This is a genomic window from Actinomadura sp. NAK00032 (genome assembly GCF_013364275.1).
GTDB lineage: Bacteria > Actinomycetota > Actinomycetes > Streptosporangiales > Streptosporangiaceae > Spirillospora.
Window position 1 is genome coordinate 700,975 of record NZ_CP054932.1, and the last position, 19,610, is coordinate 720,584.

General features: G+C 72.4%; 13 protein-coding genes. 12 read left to right on the forward strand and 1 reads right to left on the reverse strand.

The window, feature by feature from the left end; all coding sequences use genetic code 11:
* Positions 1–84: 84 nt before the first annotated feature.
* On the forward strand, positions 85–2,160 hold the full coding sequence (locus HUT06_RS03430; protein ID WP_176194367.1) for a chaplin: 2,076 nt from the start codon (positions 85–87) through the stop codon (positions 2,158–2,160).
* Positions 2,161–2,273: 113 nt separating this feature from the next.
* Here the strand turns inward: HUT06_RS03430 and HUT06_RS03435 are convergent, their stop codons facing one another.
* On the reverse strand, positions 2,274–2,459 hold the full coding sequence (locus tag HUT06_RS03435; RefSeq protein ID WP_021596264.1) for a DUF5703 family protein: 186 nt from the start codon (positions 2,457–2,459) through the stop codon (positions 2,274–2,276).
* Between the two features lie 232 nt (positions 2,460–2,691).
* Between HUT06_RS03435 and topA the strand changes: the two genes are divergently transcribed.
* The 11 genes from topA to HUT06_RS03490 all read left to right on the forward strand — a co-directional run bounded on the left by topA (position 2,692) and on the right by HUT06_RS03490 (position 19,541).
* Positions 2,692–5,388 carry a type I DNA topoisomerase gene (gene topA, locus HUT06_RS03440; RefSeq protein WP_176194368.1) on the forward strand — a complete coding sequence of 899 codons (2,697 nt, stop codon included), beginning with the start codon at positions 2,692–2,694 and terminating at the stop codon, positions 5,386–5,388.
* Between the two features lie 28 nt (positions 5,389–5,416).
* Complete coding sequence (tmk, locus tag HUT06_RS03445; protein ID WP_176194369.1) at positions 5,417–7,483, forward strand: dTMP kinase; 2,067 nt, start codon at positions 5,417–5,419, stop codon at positions 7,481–7,483.
* Between the two features lie 27 nt (positions 7,484–7,510).
* On the forward strand, positions 7,511–8,650 hold the full coding sequence (locus HUT06_RS03450) for a DNA polymerase III subunit delta' (protein WP_176194370.1): 1,140 nt from the start codon (positions 7,511–7,513) through the stop codon (positions 8,648–8,650).
* Between the two features lie 244 nt (positions 8,651–8,894).
* Positions 8,895–10,487, forward strand: a complete 1,593-nt coding sequence (locus HUT06_RS03455; protein WP_254714955.1) for a S8 family serine peptidase — start codon at positions 8,895–8,897, stop codon at positions 10,485–10,487.
* A 164-nt stretch (positions 10,488–10,651) separates the two neighbouring features.
* The gene (locus HUT06_RS03460) at positions 10,652–11,212 is read left to right on the forward strand and encodes a permease-like cell division protein FtsX (protein ID WP_176194372.1); all 561 of its coding nucleotides are present in this window, start codon (positions 10,652–10,654) and stop codon (positions 11,210–11,212) included.
* A gap of 78 nt (positions 11,213–11,290) precedes the next feature.
* The gene (locus tag HUT06_RS03465; RefSeq protein WP_176194373.1) at positions 11,291–11,848 is read left to right on the forward strand and encodes a SigE family RNA polymerase sigma factor; all 558 of its coding nucleotides are present in this window, start codon (positions 11,291–11,293) and stop codon (positions 11,846–11,848) included.
* Positions 11,845–12,426 carry a permease-like cell division protein FtsX gene (locus HUT06_RS03470; RefSeq protein ID WP_176194374.1) on the forward strand — a complete coding sequence of 194 codons (582 nt, stop codon included), beginning with the start codon at positions 11,845–11,847 and terminating at the stop codon, positions 12,424–12,426. Before HUT06_RS03465 ends, HUT06_RS03470 begins: the two co-directional genes overlap by 4 nt.
* 19 nt (positions 12,427–12,445) lie before the next feature.
* Positions 12,446–12,925 carry a low molecular weight protein-tyrosine-phosphatase gene (locus tag HUT06_RS03475; RefSeq protein WP_176194375.1) on the forward strand — a complete coding sequence of 160 codons (480 nt, stop codon included), beginning with the start codon at positions 12,446–12,448 and terminating at the stop codon, positions 12,923–12,925.
* Positions 12,926–13,768 (forward strand): fructosamine kinase family protein, encoded by an 843-nt coding sequence (locus HUT06_RS03480; RefSeq protein WP_176194376.1) that lies wholly within the window; start codon positions 12,926–12,928, stop codon positions 13,766–13,768. It abuts the gene before it with no gap.
* Between the two features lie 113 nt (positions 13,769–13,881).
* Complete coding sequence (locus HUT06_RS03485) at positions 13,882–18,396, forward strand: molybdopterin cofactor-binding domain-containing protein (RefSeq protein ID WP_176194377.1); 4,515 nt, start codon at positions 13,882–13,884, stop codon at positions 18,394–18,396.
* 149 nt (positions 18,397–18,545) lie between these two features.
* Complete coding sequence (locus HUT06_RS03490; protein WP_176194378.1) at positions 18,546–19,541, forward strand: hypothetical protein; 996 nt, start codon at positions 18,546–18,548, stop codon at positions 19,539–19,541.
* The last annotated feature ends 69 nt before the right edge of the window (positions 19,542–19,610 follow it).

The following is a 19,610-nucleotide window of genomic DNA, read 5'->3' on the forward strand; positions in this document are numbered from 1 at the left end:
GCCGTGCCCCCCGGCGCGGCATGTCATCCCCCACGAGACCCACGGCACACGTGCGTCTCCACACATCCCCCTGAACGGAGCATCATGCGAACGCGGGCAAAAGGCACATCGCGTGCCGCGGTGCTCGCCGCGGGCTTTGTCGCTCTCGGCGTCACCGTCCTCCCGGCCAACGCCTTCGCCGACGTCACGAGCGGCGACGGCGGAGTCCTGAGCGGCAACCAGATCGACGCGCCGATCTCGGCGCCGGTCGACGTCAGCGGCAACAACGCCGCCGTGCTCGGCATCGGCGACGCCACGTCCCACGGCGGCGCCAAGGTCCACCAGCGGCGGGCGGACGGGCAGCGGACGTCCGGCGCGCACGGCGTCGCGTCCGGCAACCAGCTCAACGCCCCCATTTCGGCGCCGGTGAACGTCTGCGGCAACAGCGTCGCCGTCGTCGGCGTCTCGGACGCCGGGTGCGAGGGCGGCGCCAAGGTCATCGGCGGCGGCCGCGGCGGGCAGAACACCGACGGGTCGGGCAGCGTCCTCGGAGGCAACCAGCTCAACGCGCCGATCTCCGCGCCCGTCAACGTGTGCGGCAACGCGGTCGCGGTCGTCGGCAACGCGGTGGCCGGGTGCGAGGGCGGTGCACACGTCAAGAACGGCGGGCACGCGGGCTCCGGGCAGGAGACGTCCGGCGTCTTCGGGGTCGGCAGCGGAAACCAGGGCAACGTTCCGATCAGCGCGCCCGTGGACGTCTGCGGCAATGCGGTCGGCACCCTGGTCGGCAACGCGGCGGCGTCCTGCGCTGGCGGCGCGTCCGTCCACGACGGCGGGCACTACGGGTCGGGGCACCAGATCACCGGCGGCGCCTTCGGCGTCCTGTCCGGGAACCAGGCGGACTCCCCGATCAGCGTCCCGGTGAACGTGTGCGGCAACGCGGCGGCCGTGGTCGGCCACGCCTGGGCGTTCTGCGAGGGCGGCGCCCAGGTGACCGAGGTCGGCGGCGGCCACCAGCACACGTCCGGGGTGGGCGGCGTCCTCGCCGGAAACCAGGCGCACGCCCCGACCAAGGCCCCGGTGGACGTCTGCGGCAACACCGCCGCGCTCGTCGGCATCGCCTCCGCCCGATGCCAGGACGGCGACGGGTACCCCACCTACCCCACCTACCCCGACTACCCCACCTACCCCGGCAACCCCGGTTATGACGACTACTCCTCGTCGCCGCGGGTGCTTGACCTCCTGCCCCAGACCGGCCTCCCCGGAGTCGCGAGCGGCCTTCCCTCCGTGACCGACCTGCCGAGGCCGGTGAACGTTCCGGTTTCCAACAGCCGCGCCCAGAACGGCGGCGTCCCCTCCCCGACCGTGCCGAGCGTCAACAACCTGCTCAAGCCCGGCGAGGTGCCCCAGGTGCCGGGACGTCCGGTCGCGGACGGCCGGCGCGCCAAGGGCGGCATCCCCGGCACGGACGGTCTCCCGGCGGCGAACGGCCTCGTCAAGACGGGTGCCGTGCAGGGCGGTCTGCCCGACTTGGAGGGCGTGGTGCGTTCGGGTGGCCTGAACGAGCTGCTGAACCTGCGGCCGGCGGCGGGCACGCGGCAGGCCGGGGTGCCCGTCGCGGACGCCCTTTCGCTCGGGACGCCGGGGCGGCCCATGCCGGGCGGCGGCCTGCCCGGCACGGGTCTCTCCAAGATGGTCAAGCCGGTGGGCGAGCGCGCGGATGTCGCGCGGCCGGGCCTGCTCGGCTTCGTCCTCGGCAAGGACCCGCTGGCCGCGGTGAACGGCATCGTGACCGTCGACCCGCTGACGCTGCCCGCCGGGCAGAGCGGCGCCGTCCAGCAGCGGGACGCCGCGGCCCAGCCCCTCCCCCTTCCGGGCGGGCTGGTGAAGGGGCAGGAGGTGCCGGTGGCGGTGTCCGCCCTCGACACGCGGGCCCTTCCGGGCACCGGAAACCCGCTGCCGACCACCGAGAACCCGCCGCCGACCACCGGTAACCCGCTGATGGACGCCGTGGACGGCGGCGTCAAGGAGCTCGGCCCGGTGCGGAACGTCGCGGCGGACGGGCCGATCGTCGAGGACGGCGCCGGGTCGCTGTGGGCGCTCGGCGCGAGCGCGGTGCTGGGCGCCGTCGCCGGGGTGCTGGCGCTGGCGCGCCGGTTGCTGCCGGGCGGGCGCCGCTGACCCGGCCCGCACAGATCTTCGCCCGTCCCGGAGGCGCGGTCCGGGGCGGGCGAAGCCATGTTTTCGGGCAACGGTGCGTCAACAGAGTGCTACGCTCCGCCGAGGGCGGTGGGTCAGAAGGTGCGGACGGCGCGGATGACCTTGCGGCGAAGTTGAATACGGCGGCGGCCGTCCGGGTAGAGGCGCAACCGATCGATTTCCCAGCCGCCGCGTTCCGCGTGCTCGGTCAGGATCTGCCGGGCGGTATCCCGCGTGGTGCCGCGCGGCAGTGAGAGGACGAGGTAGGTGTACTCCGCCATTGCGACCATTATTACTTGGTCTACCGTGCGTCCGGCACCCTACGGTGGGCGTCCCGGTCCGCGCGGCGTCCGGCGGCATGTCATCCTGTCGGAGGCGCGGGGCTACTGCACCGCAGGGGCGGCACGATGGTCGGGGAGCGCGCGGGCATGAACGCGCCGTCCTGCGACGTTGTACGAAGCCGGTAAGAAAGAGCCTGTGTTAGAGGACCAAGACAGCGAGGTTGGAGCGACTGTGCCAGCCAAGAACGGCACCGCGAACAGTGGCCGGGGGAACGGCGCGGGGACGCGCCTGGTGATCGTCGAGTCGCCCGCGAAGGCGAAGACGATCGCGGGGTACCTGGGCCGCGGCTACATCGTGGAGTCCAGTATCGGCCACATCCGGGACCTGCCCGGGAGCGCCTCGGAGGTGCCGGCCAAGTACAAGGGCGAGCCGTGGGCGAAGCTCGGCGTGAACGTCGAGCGCGAGTTCGAGCCGCTGTACGTGGTCAACTCCGACAAGCGGCAGCAGGTCCAGAAGCTGAAGAAGCTGCTGGCCGAGGCCGACGAGCTCTACCTCGCGACGGACGAGGACCGTGAGGGCGAGGCGATCGCCTGGCACCTCCAGGAGGTCCTGAAGCCGAAGGTGCCGGTGCACCGGATGGTCTTCAACGAGATCACCAAGGACGCGATCCAGCGCGCCGCCGCGAACCCGCGCGAGCTGAACATGCCGCTGGTGGACGCGCAGGAGACGCGCCGCGTCCTGGACCGGCTCTACGGGTACGAGGTCAGCCCCGTCCTGTGGAAGAAGGTCATGCCGAAGCTGTCGGCGGGCCGGGTGCAGTCGGTGGCGACGCGGCTGGTGGTCGAGCGGGAGCGGGAGCGGATCGCGTTCGTCCCCGCCCACTACTGGGACATCGCAGGCCAGTTCGACACGGGTAAGGACGAGGAGCCGAAGGTCTTCAAGGCCGGGCTCGTCAGCGTGGACGGCAAGCGCGTCGCGCAGGGCCGCGACTTCGCGTCCGACGGCACCCTGAAGACGAGGGACGCGCTGCACCTGGACGAGGCCGCGGCGCGCGCGCTGGCCGAGCGGCTGCGCGGCCGTCCGTACGAGGTCAAGTCGGTCGAGCGCAAGCCGTACACGCGCAAGCCGTACCCCCCGTTCCGGACGACGACCCTCCAGCAGGAGGCCAGCCGCAAGCTGAACTACTCCGCGAAGTACACGATGTCGGTCGCCCAGAAGCTGTACGAGAACGGCTTCATCACCTACATGCGAACCGACTCGATCACCCTGTCGGAGACGGCGATCACGGCGGCCCGGCGGCAGGCCGCGTCGCTGTTCGGCGGCGAGTACGTCCCGGACAAGCCGCGCGTCTACGCGTCCAAGGTCAAGAACGCGCAGGAGGCGCACGAGGCGATCCGCCCGGCGGGCGACACGTTCCGCACCCCGGCGGAGACGGGGCTGAGCGGCGACCAGTTCCGGCTGTACGAGCTGATCTGGAAGCGGACGATCGCGTCCCAGATGAAGGACGCGGCGGGCCAGTCGGTGTCGATCCGGGTGACCGGGCTGTCGACCCGGAACGAGCGGGCCGAGTTCGGCGCGACCGGCAAGACGATCACGTTCCACGGATTCCTGAAGGCGTACGTGGAGAGCGCGGACGACCCGTCCACCGACCGGGACGACCAGGAGCGGCGGCTGCCGAACCTGGCCGAGGGCGACGCGCTGACCGCGAACGCGGTGGACGCCGAGGGCCACTCGACCCGCCCGCCGGCCCGCTACACCGAGGCCAGCCTGGTCAAGGAGCTGGAGGAGCGGGAGATCGGGCGGCCGTCGACGTACGCCTCGATCATCGGGACGATCCTGGCGCGCGAGTACGTGTTCAAGAAGGGCACGGCGCTGGTCCCGTCGTTCCTGGCGTTCGCCGTGACGAACCTGCTGGAGCAGCACTTCGGCAACCTCGTCGACTACGACTTCACCGCCCACATGGAGGACGGCCTCGACGAGATCGCGCGCGGCGACGCCGAGCGCGTCCCGTGGCTGAACCGGTTCTACTACGGCGACAACGGCGAGGAGGGCCTGCGGGAGCTGGTCGGCGACATCGGCGACATCGACGCCAAGGGCATCAGCTCGTTCCCGATCAAGGGCACCGACATCGTGGTGCGGGTCGGCCGGTACGGCTCCTACCTGGACCGGGACGGCGAGCGGGTCAACATCCCCGACGACATCGCGCCGGACGAGCTGACCGCCGAGAAGGCGGAGGAGCTGCTCGCGCAGCCGTCCGGCGACCGGGAGCTCGGCACCGACCCGGCGACCGGGCACACGATCGTCGCGAAGTCGGGCCGGTTCGGCCCGTACGTCACCGAGATCCTGCCGGAGCCGGCGCCGCCCGCCGAGGGCGAGAAGAAGAAGCGGACGAAGAAGGCGGACGCCCCCAAGCCGCGCACCGGGTCGCTGTTCAAGTCGATGTCGCTGGACACGATCACCCTGGACGACGCGCTGAAGCTGCTCTCGCTGCCCCGCACGCTCGGCGAGCTGGACGGCGAGCCGGTGACCGCGCAGAACGGCCGGTTCGGCCCCTACATCAAGAGGGGGACCGACAGCCGCTCGCTCGGCTCCGAGGACGAGCTGTTCACCGTCACGCTGGAGAAGGCCAAGGAGCTGTTCGCGCAGCCGAAGCAGCGCGGCCGCCGGGCCGCCGCCGCGGCGCCGCTGCGCGAGCTGGGCAAGGACCCGGCGAGTGAGAAGCCGGTGGTCGTGAAGGAGGGGCGGTTCGGCCCGTACGTGACCGACGGCGAGACCAACGCGAGCCTCCGCAAGGGGGACGAGGTGGAGTCGATCACGATCCAGCGGGCCGCGGAACTGCTCGCGGAGCGTCGCGAGAAGGTCGCGGCGGGCGGCGGCAAGAAGAAGCCCGCGCCCCGCCGCCGAACCTCCGCGAAGTCCGGCTCCTAGGGACATCTACGCCGATACCCTGACCGACATGACCAGAACGGGCGCACCCCGGCCGCACCCCGCCGCGTCACAGCCGCCGGGCGTTTCGTCGCTTCCGCCGTACGGGCCGTTCCGGCGGCTCCGGACCGCGCTGTCGCTGTCCAGCCTCGCGCAGTGGCTCAGTGTCCCCGCACTGACCGCGATGGCCGCGCTGCTGACCCGCGACGACGACGTGTCCGCCCAGGCGCAGGCGGTCGGCGGCACGCTGGTGCTGATGCTGCTGCCGGTGGTGGTGCTCGCGCCGCTCGGCGGGATGCTCGCCGCCCGCGTCGACCGCCGCCTCATGCTGCTGATCGCGGACGTGCTGCGGCTGGTCGTCGTCGTGACGGTGCCGCTGGTCGGCATGCTGGCCTGGACGCTCGCCGCGGCCTTCCTCGTGTCGTGCCTGAGCCTGCTGTGGACGGCGGCGGCCCGCGCGTCGCTGTCGGCCGCGCTGCCGGACGAGGAGCAGCCGCGCGCCGCCCGCGCCGCGACCCGCGTGAACTACGGCCCGGCCCCGGTCGCCGCCGTGCTGTTCGCCGTCCTCGCCCTCATCGCGGACGGGACGCTCGGCCGCGACTCACGCGCCGACCTCGCGCTCTACGTGACGGCCGGCGTGTTCGTCGTCGCGACCGCCGCCGTCGCGCTGATCCGGGAGATCCCGGTCACGGCGATGCACCCGGTCCCGGCACCGCTGAAGCTGCTGTTCCAGGGCCCCGGGACGGCCGCCGCGCGCGGGCTCGGGCTCGCGGTCGCCGGGGCGTCCCTCACGGCGGGCGCGGTCGTCGCCGTCGCCCGCGTCCACACGGCCACCCTCGGCGGAGGCGACGCCGGGTACGGCACCGTCCTCGCCGGGCTGGCGTTCGGGCTCGGGTTCGGGGCGTTCCTCGGGCCGCGCGTGCTGGTGCCGTTCAGCCGCCGCCGGCTCCTCGGCCTCGCGCTGATCGCCGCCGCGCTCACGCTGGTGGTGCTCGCGCTCGTCCAGAACCTCGTCGTCGTGGTGTTCCTGGCGGCGTTCCTCGGCGTGTTCGCCGGGGCCGCGTGGTCGACGGCCGCGGCCGCGGTGACCGACCCCGACGCCCCGGACGACGCTCGCCCCACCGCCTACCTGCGCTCGGTAGCGCTCGTCGCCGCGCTGGTCGCGTTCGTCGCGGTCCCGCTGATCGCGGGGGCGCTCGGCGCGCACCGGATCGACCTCGGCGGCGGCGTGTACGACTTCACCGGCTCCGGCGGCGGCCTGCTGATCGCGGCCGTCGTGGCGCTGGTCGCCGCGCTCCCGGCGTACCGGCGGCTGGACGACCGGCGCGGCATCCCGCTCGTCCCCGACCTGCGCGCTGCCCTGCGCGGCGAGATCTACACGCCCCCGCGGCAGGCCCCGGACGCGCCGCAGCCCGCGCACCGCGAGCGCGGCGTGTTCATCGCGTTCGAGGGCGGCGAGGGCGCCGGCAAGACCACCCAGTCGCGGCTCGCAGCGATCTGGCTCCGCGACCACGGCTACGACGTGGTCACCACGCACGAGCCCGGCGCGACGAAGATCGGCATGCGGCTGCGCGCGATGCTGCTCGACCGCGACACGACTGGCCTGTCCGACCGCGCCGAGACGCTGCTGTACGCGGCCGACCGCGCCGACCACGTGGCCAACGTGATCAGGCCGGCGATGGAGCGCGGCGCGATCGTCGTCACCGACCGCTACGTCGACTCGTCCCTCGCCTACCAGGGGTTCGGGCGGGAGCAGCCGGTCGAGGACATCGTCCGCGTCAACGCGTGGGCGACCGGCGGCCTCGCCCCGGACCTGACCGTCCTGCTGGAGATCCCGCCGGAGGCGGGCCTGCGCCGGCTGCCCGCCCCCGCCGACCGCATCGAGTCCGAGCCGCAGGACTTCCACGAGCGCGTCCGCGCCGGGTTCCGCGCGCTCGCCGAGGCCGACCCCGACCGGTACCTGATCCTGGACGCGAGCCGCCCGCAGGGCGAGCTGAGCCGGGAGATCCAGTACCGCATCCGGGAGATCCTCCCCGACCCCGTTCCGGCCGGCACCGAGGACGCCACGAGCACCTTCCCGGCCATCCGCGACTTCTGATCCGTCCGGCCGGTTAGCCTCTATCCCATGAGCGTGTGGGATGACCTGGTCGGGCAGGAACCCGTCGTCGCGCAGCTGTCGTCGGCCGCGGAGGGCGCGAGCGGCCTGGCGCACGCGTGGCTGTTCACCGGGCCTCCCGGGGCGGGGCGGTCGGCGGCGGCGCGGGCGTTCGCGGCGGCGCTGCAGTGCGAGGAGACGCCGCGCGGCTGCGGGCACTGCGCGTCCTGCCACCAGGTGCTCCAGGGCACGCACGCGGACGTGGAGGTCGTCCGCCCGCAGGGCCTGTCGTACGGGGTGAAGGAGGCGCGCGCGCTGGTGCTGCGGGCGTCGTCGTCCCCGACCGGGGGGCGCTGGCAGGTCGTGCTGTTCGAGGACGCCGACCGGGCGACGGAGGCGGCGGCGAACGCGCTGCTGAAGGCGATCGAGGAGCCCCCGGCCCGGACGGTGTGGCTGCTGTGCACGCCGTCCCCGGACGACCTGCTGGTGACGATCAGGTCGCGGTGCCGGCTGGTGACGTTGCGGACGCCGCCGATCAGCGCCGTCGCGGACGTCCTCGCCCTGCGCGACGGGGTCGACCGGGAGACCGCGGACGTCGTGGCGCGAGCCGCGCAGGGGCACATCAGCCGGGCGCGGCGCCTGGCGACCGACCCGGAGGCGCGGCGGCGGCGGGCCGAGGTGCTGGCGGTGCCGCGCCGGCTGTCGTCGGTGGGCCCGGCCGTGGCGGCGGCGGAGTCGCTGGTCGCGGCGGCGAAGGCGGAGGCGAAGACGCGGACGGAGGAGCTGAACGAGTCGGAGACGTCCGCGCTGCGGCAGGCCCTCGGGGAGAGCGCGAAGGGCCGGATGCCGCGGGGCACGGCCGGGGCGCTGAAGGAGCTGGAGGCCCGGCAGAAGTCGCGCGCGACCCGGCTGGAGCGCGACGCCCTCGACCGGACGCTGCTCGACCTCGCGTCCTACTACCGGGACGTCCTGACGCTCCAGCTCGGTGCGGGCAGCGAGCTGGTCAATACCGAGCTCGGGCCGGAGCTGCGGACGGCCGCGGGGCGGGGCCGGCCCGAGGACACGCTGAAGCGGCTCGACGCGATCATGGCGTGCCGGGAGCGGCTGGAGGCGAACGTCAACCCGCTGCTGGCCGTGGAGGCGCTGACGCTGGCGCTGCGCACCGGTTGATGCGGGCTCACCAGAGTCTCCCTTACAAGAGATCTCCCTTTTCGTTACATAAACGTACGCAACTCTCAACAGCCGCACGCGTACCTTCGCCTGGTTTACCCCCGAACACCCGGGTTAGCTCCCCACGGCCAGGAGGTCAGCTTTGCGGCGAGCCTTGATTTCCGCCGCGTGCGCCGTCGCCACCATGGCGGCTCTCGCGGTCCCAGCGTCAGCGGAACCGAGACCAGCGCAGGCGAAGGGTGAGGTGTCGGAGTACGTCGTCCTCTACAAGGAACGCGTGTCTCCCGGACAGGCCCACCACGCGGTCCGGGCGGCCGGCGGCAAGATCGTCCACGAGAACCGCGATGTGGGCGTCGCGACGGTCCGGTCCGACAACCCCGAGTTCATCCGCGCGGTGATGCGGCAGCGGGCGCTGGAGGGCGTCGCGCACAACCGGATCATCGGGCAGGCCCCGAAGGCCAAGAAGGCGGCCGAGAAGGTCGAGCAGATGACCGGCACCAAGAGCACGGTGTCGCTCAAGGGCGCCCCGTCCAAGGACACCGAGCCGCTCGCGGATCTGCAGTGGGACATGAAGCAGATCCACGCGACGGCGGACGGCTCGTACAAGAAGGAGCCGGGCGACAAGCGCGTGCTGGTCGGCGTCCTCGACACCGGCGTGGACGGCGACCACCCGGACATCAAGCCGAACTTCAACCGCAAGCTCAGCCGCAACTTCACCACCGACATCCCGGTGGACGCCAACGGCAACGAGGTCGACGGCCCCTGCGAGTTCAAGTCCTGCGTCGACCCCAACGACTGGGACGACAACGACCACGGTACGCACGTCGCGTCCACGATCGCCTCGCCCCGCAACGGGCTCGGCATGGCGGGCGTCGCGCCGAACGTGTCGATCGTTAACCTGCGCGTCGGCCAGGACTCCGGCTACTTCTTCCTGCAGCCGACCGTCGACGGCCTCACCTACGCGGCCAAGCACGGCATCGACGTCGTCAACATGTCGTACTACATCGACCCGTGGCTGTGGAACTGCGGCAACAACCCCGCCGACAGCCCCGAGGACCAGCTCGAGCAGCGCACCATCATCAAGGCCGCGCAGCGCGCCCTGGACTTCGCGCACGACCGCGGCGTCACGCTGATCTCGGCGGCGGGCAACGACCTCGTCGACTACACGAAGACGAACCAGGACGCCTCCAGCCCCGACTTCCCGTCCACGCCGGGCGAGGAGCCGCACGACCGGACGGTCCCGGCGAGCTGCGTGTCGATGCCGTCCGAGGGCGAGCACGTCATCCCGGTCTCGGCGACCGGCCCGTCCACCCGCAAGTCGTACTACAGCAGCTTCGGCAACGGGTACGTCGCGGTGGCGGCGCCCGGCGGCGACAAGGTCGACAACGCCGACCAGCGTCCGGACGACAAGGGCGGCATCTGGGCGGCCTACCCCGAGCGCCTCGCCAAGGCGCGCGGCGAGCTGAACGCGGACGGCACGCCGAAGGTGCCGTACCTCATCCGCAGCTGCAAGGGCGACGACTGCGCCTACTACCAGTCGATCCAGGGCACCTCGATGGCCTCGCCGCACGCCGTCGGCGTCGCCGCGCTCATCGTCAGCCGGTACGGGCACCGCGACCACCGCAACGGCGGCCTGACGCTGAGCCCGAACACGGTCGAGCGCGTGCTGCGCGGCACGGCGACCGCCAAGGAATGCCCGAGCCCGCGGACCGTCGAGTACGTCTGGTACACCTCGGCGGGCAAGCAGACCTCGACGCAGACCTGTGAGGGCTCGAAGGAGCAGAACGGGTTCTTCGGCAACGGCATCGTGGACGCGCTGAACGCCGTCCGCCGCTGACGCCGCCGCTCGACCCACCCCAGGACGCGACCCCCGGCCACCCGGCCGGGGGTCGTGTTCTGTCCGGAACGTGCACGTTCAAGGACGGTGCGTAGGCGCCGCTAATGCCCGAAGATGGAACCCGGCCCCCACGATCTTCGCCGTCCCGGACTGGAGGACGAACGGTGAGCGAACCCGGCGAACGCCCCCCCGACGCACCGCCCGGCGACGGGGGCGGGCACGGCTCCCCGCCGGTCCCGCCAAGGCCGAGCGGAGCCGCCGCGCGGCCGGGCCTGGTCGTGGCGGCGGCCGCGGCGGCGCTTCTCCTGCTCGTCGGCGCGGGCATCGGCGGGTGGTTCATGATGCGGGACGACCCCGCGAAGGACGCCGCGCCCGCCGGGCAGGAGCGCGACGTGGCGGTGTTCTTCTGCGTCGTGACCTCCAGCAACCCGACCTGCGGCCACCAGGACGCCGAGCAGGCCGAGAAGGACGCGCTCAAGCGGCGCCTCCAGGAGATGAACGGGGTCCTGCGCATCAAGTACGAGTCGAAGGAACAGGCGTACGAGAACTTCAAGAAGGTGTTCGCGGACCGCAAGGACATGCTCAGCGGCGTCTCCGCCGGCGACATCCCCGATTCCTTCCGCCTGCGCGTCGCCGACATCGGGGCGGCCAACGCCGTGAAGACGAAGTTCGACGGCACTCCCGGCGTGGACACCATCGTCATCCAGCCCCTCGGCAAGGCGTGAGCGGCGCCGCGACGCGTCCACCGGTGAGAAATCTCGCGCGCCGGAGCAACCTCGGACGCGCGGCGGCGTCTCTGGGACATGACAGCTGAGAAGGTGCTCGCCGAAAGGGAGCTCCCACCGGACGACGCGGTGCCGGGCGACGCGGTGCCGGACGACGCGACGGCGGCGGTCACCGACCTGTACCGAGGGCACGCGCTCGGGCTGACGCGCCTCGCCCTCCTCATGGTCGGCGATCGCGGGACGGCGGAGGACGTCGTCCAGGACGCGTTCGCGGGCCTGTACCGGCGGTGGCCGCGGTTGCGCGACCGCGAGCGCGCGCTCACGTACGTGCGCTCCGCCGTCATCAACGGGGCGCGGACGGCGCTGCGGCGGCGCAGGAGGCCGTTCCGGGCCGTCCATGAGGCGCCCGTGTGGTCCGCCGAGGCGGAGGCGATGGTCGGGGAGGACCGGCGCGAGGTCATGGAGGCCCTGCACCGGCTCCCCGCCCGGCAGCGGGAGGCGCTGGTGCTGCGCTACTTCTGCGACCTGTCCGTGGAAGAGATCGCCGCCGCCATGGGGGTCGGCCCCGGCACCGTCAAGTCGACCACGTCCCGGGCGGTCGCCGCGCTGGGCCGGATCCTGGGGAGCGAGCAGTGAACGCGACCGAAGAGCGTCTGAGGGACGCGCTGAAGACCGTCGGCGACACGATCGGCCCGGAGGACATGCCGGAGCCGCGGTTCGCCGCGGGGCGCCGGAGAGCGCGGCGCATCGCGCCGGCGGTGGTCGCCGTCGCCGCGTGCGCGGCGGTGGTCGCGGGAGGCGCGGTGGTCGGCGGTGCCTTCTCGTCCGGCGGGAAGGTGCGCCCGCTGACGTCGATGTCGGCCTCGCCGTCCACCGCGCCGACGACCTCGGTCACGGTGTTCCTCTGCACGAAGGCGTCGCCCAACGCGTCCTGCCTCCACGAGAAGGCGACCGAGCCGCAGAAGCGGGCGCTCCGGCAGGCGCTGGAGGCGCTGCCCGGGGTGAGCGGCGTGGAGTACGAGAGCGACGGGCAGGCGTACGAGCGCTTCAAGCGGCGCTTCCCGGACTCGGAGCTGTTCCGCCGGTCGGCGGAGGTCGGCGACGTCCCCGATTCCTTCAGGGTCGTCGTGGGCACCCGCGCGGAAGCGGCCTTCGTACAGAAGTCCGTGCTGGGGTCGCCCGGGGTGGACACCGTCATCGTTGAAGGGCGCTGACCTCGGGCATGATGGGGTCATGCCGTACCGCGTCACATTCGTCTGCACGGGCAACATCTGCCGCTCCCCGATGGCCGAGTGGGTCCTGCGCCACCACGCCGAGGAGGAGGGCCTGGACGTCGAGGTCGACAGCTCCGGCACCGGCGGCTGGCACGTCGGCGACGGGGCCGACGATCGGACGGTCGCGGCGCTGGAGCGGGCCGGCTACCGGTCGGCGCACATCGCGCGGCAGTTCGAACCGTCATGGTTCGGCCGGTACGACCTGATCCTGGCGCTAGACGAGGGGCATCTGCGGGCGCTGCGCTCGATGGCGCCCGGCGAGGAGGCGCGCGGCAAGGTGAGGCTGCTGCGCGAGTTCGACCCGGACGCGGCCGGCGACCTGGACGTCCCCGACCCGTACTACGGCGGGCGCGCCGACTTCGACCTGGTGCTCGATCAGGTCGAGGCGGCGATGCCCGGCCTGCTGGAGGAGATCCGCGCCGCGCTCAAGGAGGACTGAGTGCGCGCCCGGCTGGAGCGCCTCCTCGGTATCGGCGTCGCGGACGTGCGCGACCTCGGCTCCAGCCACTCCTGGACGCTGCACCGGGCGTCCCTCGACGACGGCCGCGAGGTGTTCGTGAAGGCCGCCGCCGACCAGGCCGGGGTGTTCGCGGCGGAGGCGGCGGGGCTGCGCTGGCTGGGCGAGGCGGGGCCGGGGACGCCCGTTCCGGAGGTGCTCGGGGCGGACGACCGCCTGCTCCTCCTGCCGTGGCTGCCGTCGGCGGCGCCGTCCCGCGACGCCGCCGAGCGGCTCGGCCGCGAGCTGGCCGCCCTGCACACCGGGAACCGGCCGGACGCCTACGGCGCGCCCTGGGACGGCTTCATCGCCGACCTCCCGCTCGACAACACCCTTGATGACGGCGGCTGGCCGCGCTGGTACGCCGAGCGCCGCCTCGAACCGTTCCTCCGCATCGGCGCCCGGCACCTGTCGCAGGACGACGTGCGCCTGATCGAGCGCGTGATGGCGGAGATCGAGGAGCTGGCCGGGCCGCCGGAGCCGCCGAGCCGGATCCACGGCGACCTGTGGTCCGGGAACGTCCAGTGGACGGACGACCGGGCGCTGCTCATCGACCCGGCCGCCCACGGCGGGCACCGGGAGACCGACCTCGCGATGATGGCGCTCTTCGGGACGCCGCATCTCGACACGGTCCTGGCCGCCTACGACGAGGCGGCGCCGCTGGCGGACGGCTGGCGCGGCCGCGTCCCGCTGCACCAGCTGCATCCGCTGCTCGTCCATGTGGCGCTGTTCGGCGGCTCGTACCGGGCGTCGCTCGTCGATGCCGCACGCGCGTCTCTCGGTTGAGTAACACAGAACTCTCTGTAACCATATGCTCCCCGTAAGTTACGCTTCGTGATGGCGTCGTCCCGGGGAGGCGGACCCCCGGTGGCTCTCATCCGAAGGCAAAGGGGCGGTTCGTGACGGGCAGCGTGACGTTCTATCTCAACGGCGAGCGGGTCGTCCTCGACAACCCGCCGCCCGACCTGCTGCTGATCGACTACCTGCGCTCCCCGGACGTCGCGCTGACCGGCGCCAAGAAGGGCTGCGGCCAGGGCGGCTGCGGCGCGTGCACGGTCATCCTGTCGCGCTGGGACGCCGAGAAGCAGACGCCCGAGCACCGCGCGATCAACGCGTGCCTGCGCCCCGTGTGCGCCCTGGACGGGCTCGCCGTCACCACGATCGAGGGCACCGGCGGCGCCGGCCGGAAGGCGCCGCCGCATCTGACGCACCAGCCGTCGTTCTCCCGCGGCGTCAGCCCGAACCTCGACGAGCCGGCCGCCGTCGCCCCCGCCGCCGAGGCCGCCGCGGCGGCGTACGAGGAGGCCACCGCGCAGGTGGAGTCCTACGCGGCCGGGGCGCCGGACGCCGAGGGCGCCGACCCCGCGACGGAGGCCGCGCGGATCAACCCCGTCGCGTACCGGCTGGCGGCCAACAACGGGACCCAGTGCGGCTACTGCACCCCCGGCTTCGTCATGAACATGACCGCGCTGCTCGCGGACGAGCCGAAGCCCACCAAGGCCCGCGTCGAGGAGGCGTTCGACGGCAACCTGTGCCGCTGCACCGGCTACCGGCCGATCCTCACCGGCATGAAGACGTTCGCCGCCGACTGGACCGCGGCGGACGAGGACGCCCGCATGCCGTGCCTGGTCGACGGGCGCGCCGACCCCCCGGCCGGCGCGCCGGAGGTGCCGTTCCCGGACGCGGCCCGCACCGCGTCCCCGGCGGACGTCGCGACGACCGGCGACGACCGGTCGTGGGTCACCGCCGCCACGCTGGCCGAACTGCGGTCGCGCATGACGGGCGCGGGGAGGGAGAAGCTGCGGCTCGTCCACGGGAACACCTCGTTCGGCGTCTACCCGGACGAGGTCAAGGCCGCGGACCCGCTCGTCGACATCCGCCACATCCCCGAACTGAACGCCGTCGACATCGCCGCCGGACACGTGGACGTGGGCGCGGGCAGGACCTACCGCGACCTCCTCGGGATCCTGAAGCAGCTCCGGGAGCAGCATGGCGCCGGGGAGACGACCCGGCTCGGCGCCCTGGACTTCATGGCGCGCCGCACGGCCGGGATGATCGTCCGGAACGCGGCGTCCCTCGGCGGGAACACGATGCTGGTGCTCGACCACGTCCAGGCGGGGGAGCCGTTCCCGTCCGACCTGTTCACCGCGCTGGCCGCCACCGGCGCGACGATCAGAGTGTGGCGGGCGTCCACCGGCGGGTCCGAGTGGGTGGCCCCGGACGACCTGGTCGCCCGGGTGAAGAAGGACCCGAAGCTGCGGCGCGACATCGTGATCCTGTCGTACCGGCTGCCCTTCGGCGGCGGCGGCGACGGCGAGATCGTGCTCGCGCAGAAGGTCGCCCTCCGGGAGGTCAACGCGCACTCGCTCGTGAACGCCACCACGAGCCTCACACTGGGTTCCGACCTCCGCGTCAGCAAGGCCGTGCTCGTCTTCGGCGGCATCGCGCCCTACCCGTGGCGCCCCAAGAAGACCGAAGAGGCCATGACCGGCCGCCCCCTCTCGCTCACCGCCTTCAAGGACCTCGCCGCGACCCTCCGCAAGGAGACGCAGAACGAGCTCAAGGTGTGGAGCGAGCGCATGAAGGGCGTCCCGGACGAGGGCATCACCGCCGAGTACCGGGTGCAGCTCGTGGAGTCGTTCCTCTACAAGGCGGTCGTGCAGGCGCTGGAGCAGCGGTCGCCGGGCACCGTCCCGGCGAAGGACCGCAGCGCCGGGACGATCACCTGGGGGCACCGGGGCGTCACCGACGGCCGCCAGCACTACAAGATCCAGGACTGGAAGAAGCCGGTCTCCCAGCCCTACGTCAAGCTCATGGCCATGTTCCAGGCCGCGGGCCAGGTCCACTACACGCACGAGATCCCGGTGCCGCCGACGACGCTCAACGCGGCGTTCGTGCAGAGCCGCCGCGCCCTCGCCGGCTTCACCCTCACCGTCCCCGGCAAGGCCGCCGAAAGCGGCGTGGAGGCCCTCAGCGCGCACCTGCGCGAGCGGTTCGACGCCTTCGAGCGGCTCATCACCTGCGCGGACGTCCCGAAGACGGGCATCAACCTCCAGGGCATGGGCGGCGACCAGCCGCTGTTCGCCGACCGCCGGGTCGAGTACGTCGGCCAGGCCATCGCGCTCGTCCTCGCCTCCACCGAGCAGGACGCCGTCGACATCGCCGACTACGTGACGCGCACGTGCGTCACCTATAAGAAGGTGGTCTGGCCGGAGCCCTGGAACAAGGCGCCCTGGGACAAAAAGCCCTGGACCGACCCCATCCTGTCGCTGAAGGACGCCGTGACCGCCGGCAGCGTCTTCCCGGACTGCCCGTCCGCCGCCCCGTACGTGTCGCACATCTGGAAGGTGACCCGCCCCGGCAGCGAATTCGGCTGGACCACCAGGGACCGCCGCCCGTTCGACCCGTCCATCGTCAAACGGACGGCCGAGGTCAACGGCGCGCCCTGCGCGATCGTCGAGAGCGACCAGCTCACCGGCGGCCAGGCCCACTTCTACATGGAGACGCAGGCGTGCGTCGTCGAACCGGCCGACGGCGACCGGTACATCGTCCGGCCGGCGTCGCAGAGCCCGATGGAGATGCACCAGACGTCCGCGATGGCGATCGGCGTCGAGCACAACCGGATCGAGGTGGACGTCCGGCAGCTCGGCGGCGGGTACGGCGGCAAGACCGAGTCGGCGCGGTTCGTCACCGGCCCGGCGGTCGTCGCCGCGCACGCCACCGGGCGGCCGATCCGGCTCGTCCTGCCGCGCGACGAGGACACCGCCATGATCGGCAAGCGGCACCCGTACTACGGGCAGTACCAGATCGCGATCGACACCGGCGCGAAGCGCGACGCCGACAAGGGGATCATCCGGGGCTCCCAGACCCGCATGTGGGGCGACGGCGGCGCGTTCTACGACTGCTCGTTCATCGTGTCGAACTGCATCCAGCTACGCGCCGACAACGCCTACCGGGTGCGCAACTTCGAGAACCAGATCGACGTGTGCCGCACCAACACCGCGCCGAACACGGCGTTCCGCGCGTTCGGCGACGTCCAGGGCAAGCTCATCACCGAGAACGCGATCGACGACGCCGCGTACGCGATCGGCATGACCGCCGAGGACGTCCGCGAGAAGAACATGTACGAGCGCGGCGACGTCACCCCGTACGGGCAGGCCCTCACCTACTGCTACATGCGGGAGGTCTGGGACTACCTGAAGGAGGTGTCGAAATACGCGGAGAAGCGCCAGGAGGTCGAGAAGTTCAACGCGGCCAACACCTGGCGCAAGCGCGGCATCGCCATGGTGCCGGTGAAGTACGGCGCCGGATACAACTTCACGCAGCTCGAACAGGCCGTCGCGCACCTGGCGATCCACTCCGGGGACGGGAGCATCGTCGTCCACCAGGGCGGCGTCGACATGGGCCAGGGGATGATGACGAAGATCGAGCAGATCGCGTCCTACATCCTGAACGTGCCGTTCGACCTCATCCACATCGAGCACCCCCGGACGAGCGTCATCCCGAACCCGACGAGTTCGGGGGCGTCCACCGGCACCGCCTACAACGGCGAGGCCGTCAAGCAGGTCTGCGAGCGCATGAGGGCGCGCCTCGCCGACTTCGGGCAGCGGATGCTGCGCGACAACGGCGAGGAGTGGTGCCGCAGGAAGGGCATCGACTACTGGAACCACGGCAAGGCCGGCTGGGCCGCGAAGGACCCGGCCACCAAGCGCCTGATCTGGCAGAACCTCGTCCAGCTCGCCTACCAGCAGCGCGTCAGCCTCGTCGAGGCGTTCACCGCGCCGATCCGCGGCGGTGAGGACCCCATCCCCGCGCTCACGTTCAAGAAGGGCGGCCAGCCCGGCCTGCCCGGCATCACGGTGGACCCGAACGCCGCGCCCGGCGGCGGCGTCGACTCCTTCACCGGCTTCACCTACTCGGCCGCGTGCTCCGTCGTGGAGATCGACGTCCTCACCGGCGAGACCGACATCCGCAGCTCCGACCTGGTGTACGACATCGGCTGGAGCATCAACCCGGCACTGGACGTCGGCCAGATCGAGGGCGCGTTCGTCCAGGGCGTCGGCTACGTGCTGACCGAGCGGCTCGTGCACGAGCCGCACGGCGCCGAGGCGGGCCGCCTCAACACCGTCAACACCTGGCGGTACAAGCCGCCCGCCGTCAGCACGATCCCGCGCGAGATGAACACCTACCTGTTCCCGCGCGACCGGGCCGCGTCCGTGCCGGAGAACCCGCACGACCTGCTGTCGGCGAAGGAGGTCGGGGAGCCGCCGCTCGTCCTCGCGACCAGCGTGTTCCTCGCGGTGAAGGCGGCGGTCCGCGCGTCCCGGCTGGAGCGGGGCCTGGACGGGCTGTTCCGGATGGACGCGCCCGCCACCGTCGGGGAGGTGCGCCGCGCCTGCGCCGTCGCGCTGTAGCGCCCGCGCCGTCGCGCCGCAACGCCCCGCGCTCCCGCGCCGCCGGGCGCCCGCCGTTCTGCGTCGATGTGGTAACTCCCGCTTCATGGGTTTTTGTAGGCCCGTAGATGAGATAGAAACGACGCGGTAACCCATGCGTGGAGAGGCAGGTGCACGGCGTACCCATGGACGACGGCAGGCGCGACGACTCGGGGATGCGGCTCGGCTCATGGAAGAGCCTGGCTCCGCTCGCCGCGGCCGCGGCCGCGGCGCTGTTCATCGGCGGCGGCGTCGACCTGGTGCACAACCGCCAGGACGCCCCGGACGACGAGCGCGAGGCCAAGCCGGCCGCCGCCGCGAAGGCCGACCGGAGCGACCCCCGCTTCGTCGTCGGCATCACCGCGAAGGGGACGGCGCTGATCGTCCGCGACGTGCGTACCGGCGCGAACGTGGGCCTGCCGGTGGCGCCGCCGCCGGGCCGCGTCTTCCACCGCGTCGCCGCCGCGAAGGACGGCTCGTACATCGTCGCGTCCTACGGTGACCGCACCGTCACCTTCCAGCGCCTGCACCTGAACGACGACGGGCACCCGCACGACCTGAAGGACATGCCCAAGGCGTCCATCCCCGGCGCCTCCACCTCCTGGTCGGACATCGCCGTCGCCGGCGACCACCTCGCCTACGTCACCTACAAGGGCAGGCGCAGCCGCGTGACGGTGCTCTCCCTGAGCAAGGGCATCCGCAAGACCTGGACGACGAAGTCGCCGGGGCGCGTCGACAGCCTCTCCTGGTCCGGCGCCACACTGTCCTTTGTCTGGACCCCGGTCGGCTCTGCCAAGAGCCAGCTCCGCATGCTCGACACCAAGGGCACCGGCGGCAACCTGAAGGTCAGCAAGGGCGTCATGACGCTGCCCAAGGGCAGCTCCAACGCCGTCGTCCACGGCAAGACCATCGTCACCGGGACGGTCGCGAAGTCGCAGCTGACCGTCCAGTCGTTCACCCTGGCGGGCAAGCCGGTGAAGCTCCTGTGGCGGCAGCGGGTGACGGGCCCGCTGACCGACATCGACCCGGCCGTCCCGGGCGGCACCATCATGATCACCGCCGGCGACCTGTACGCGCTGGGCAGCCCCGCCGTCCCGGGCAAGGACCTGGCCGACGCCACCTGGTGAGCCGGCGCCACCCGGTGGCGCCATCTGGTGACGCACGCGCCCGGACGGCTAACGTGGAGCAACGGAACC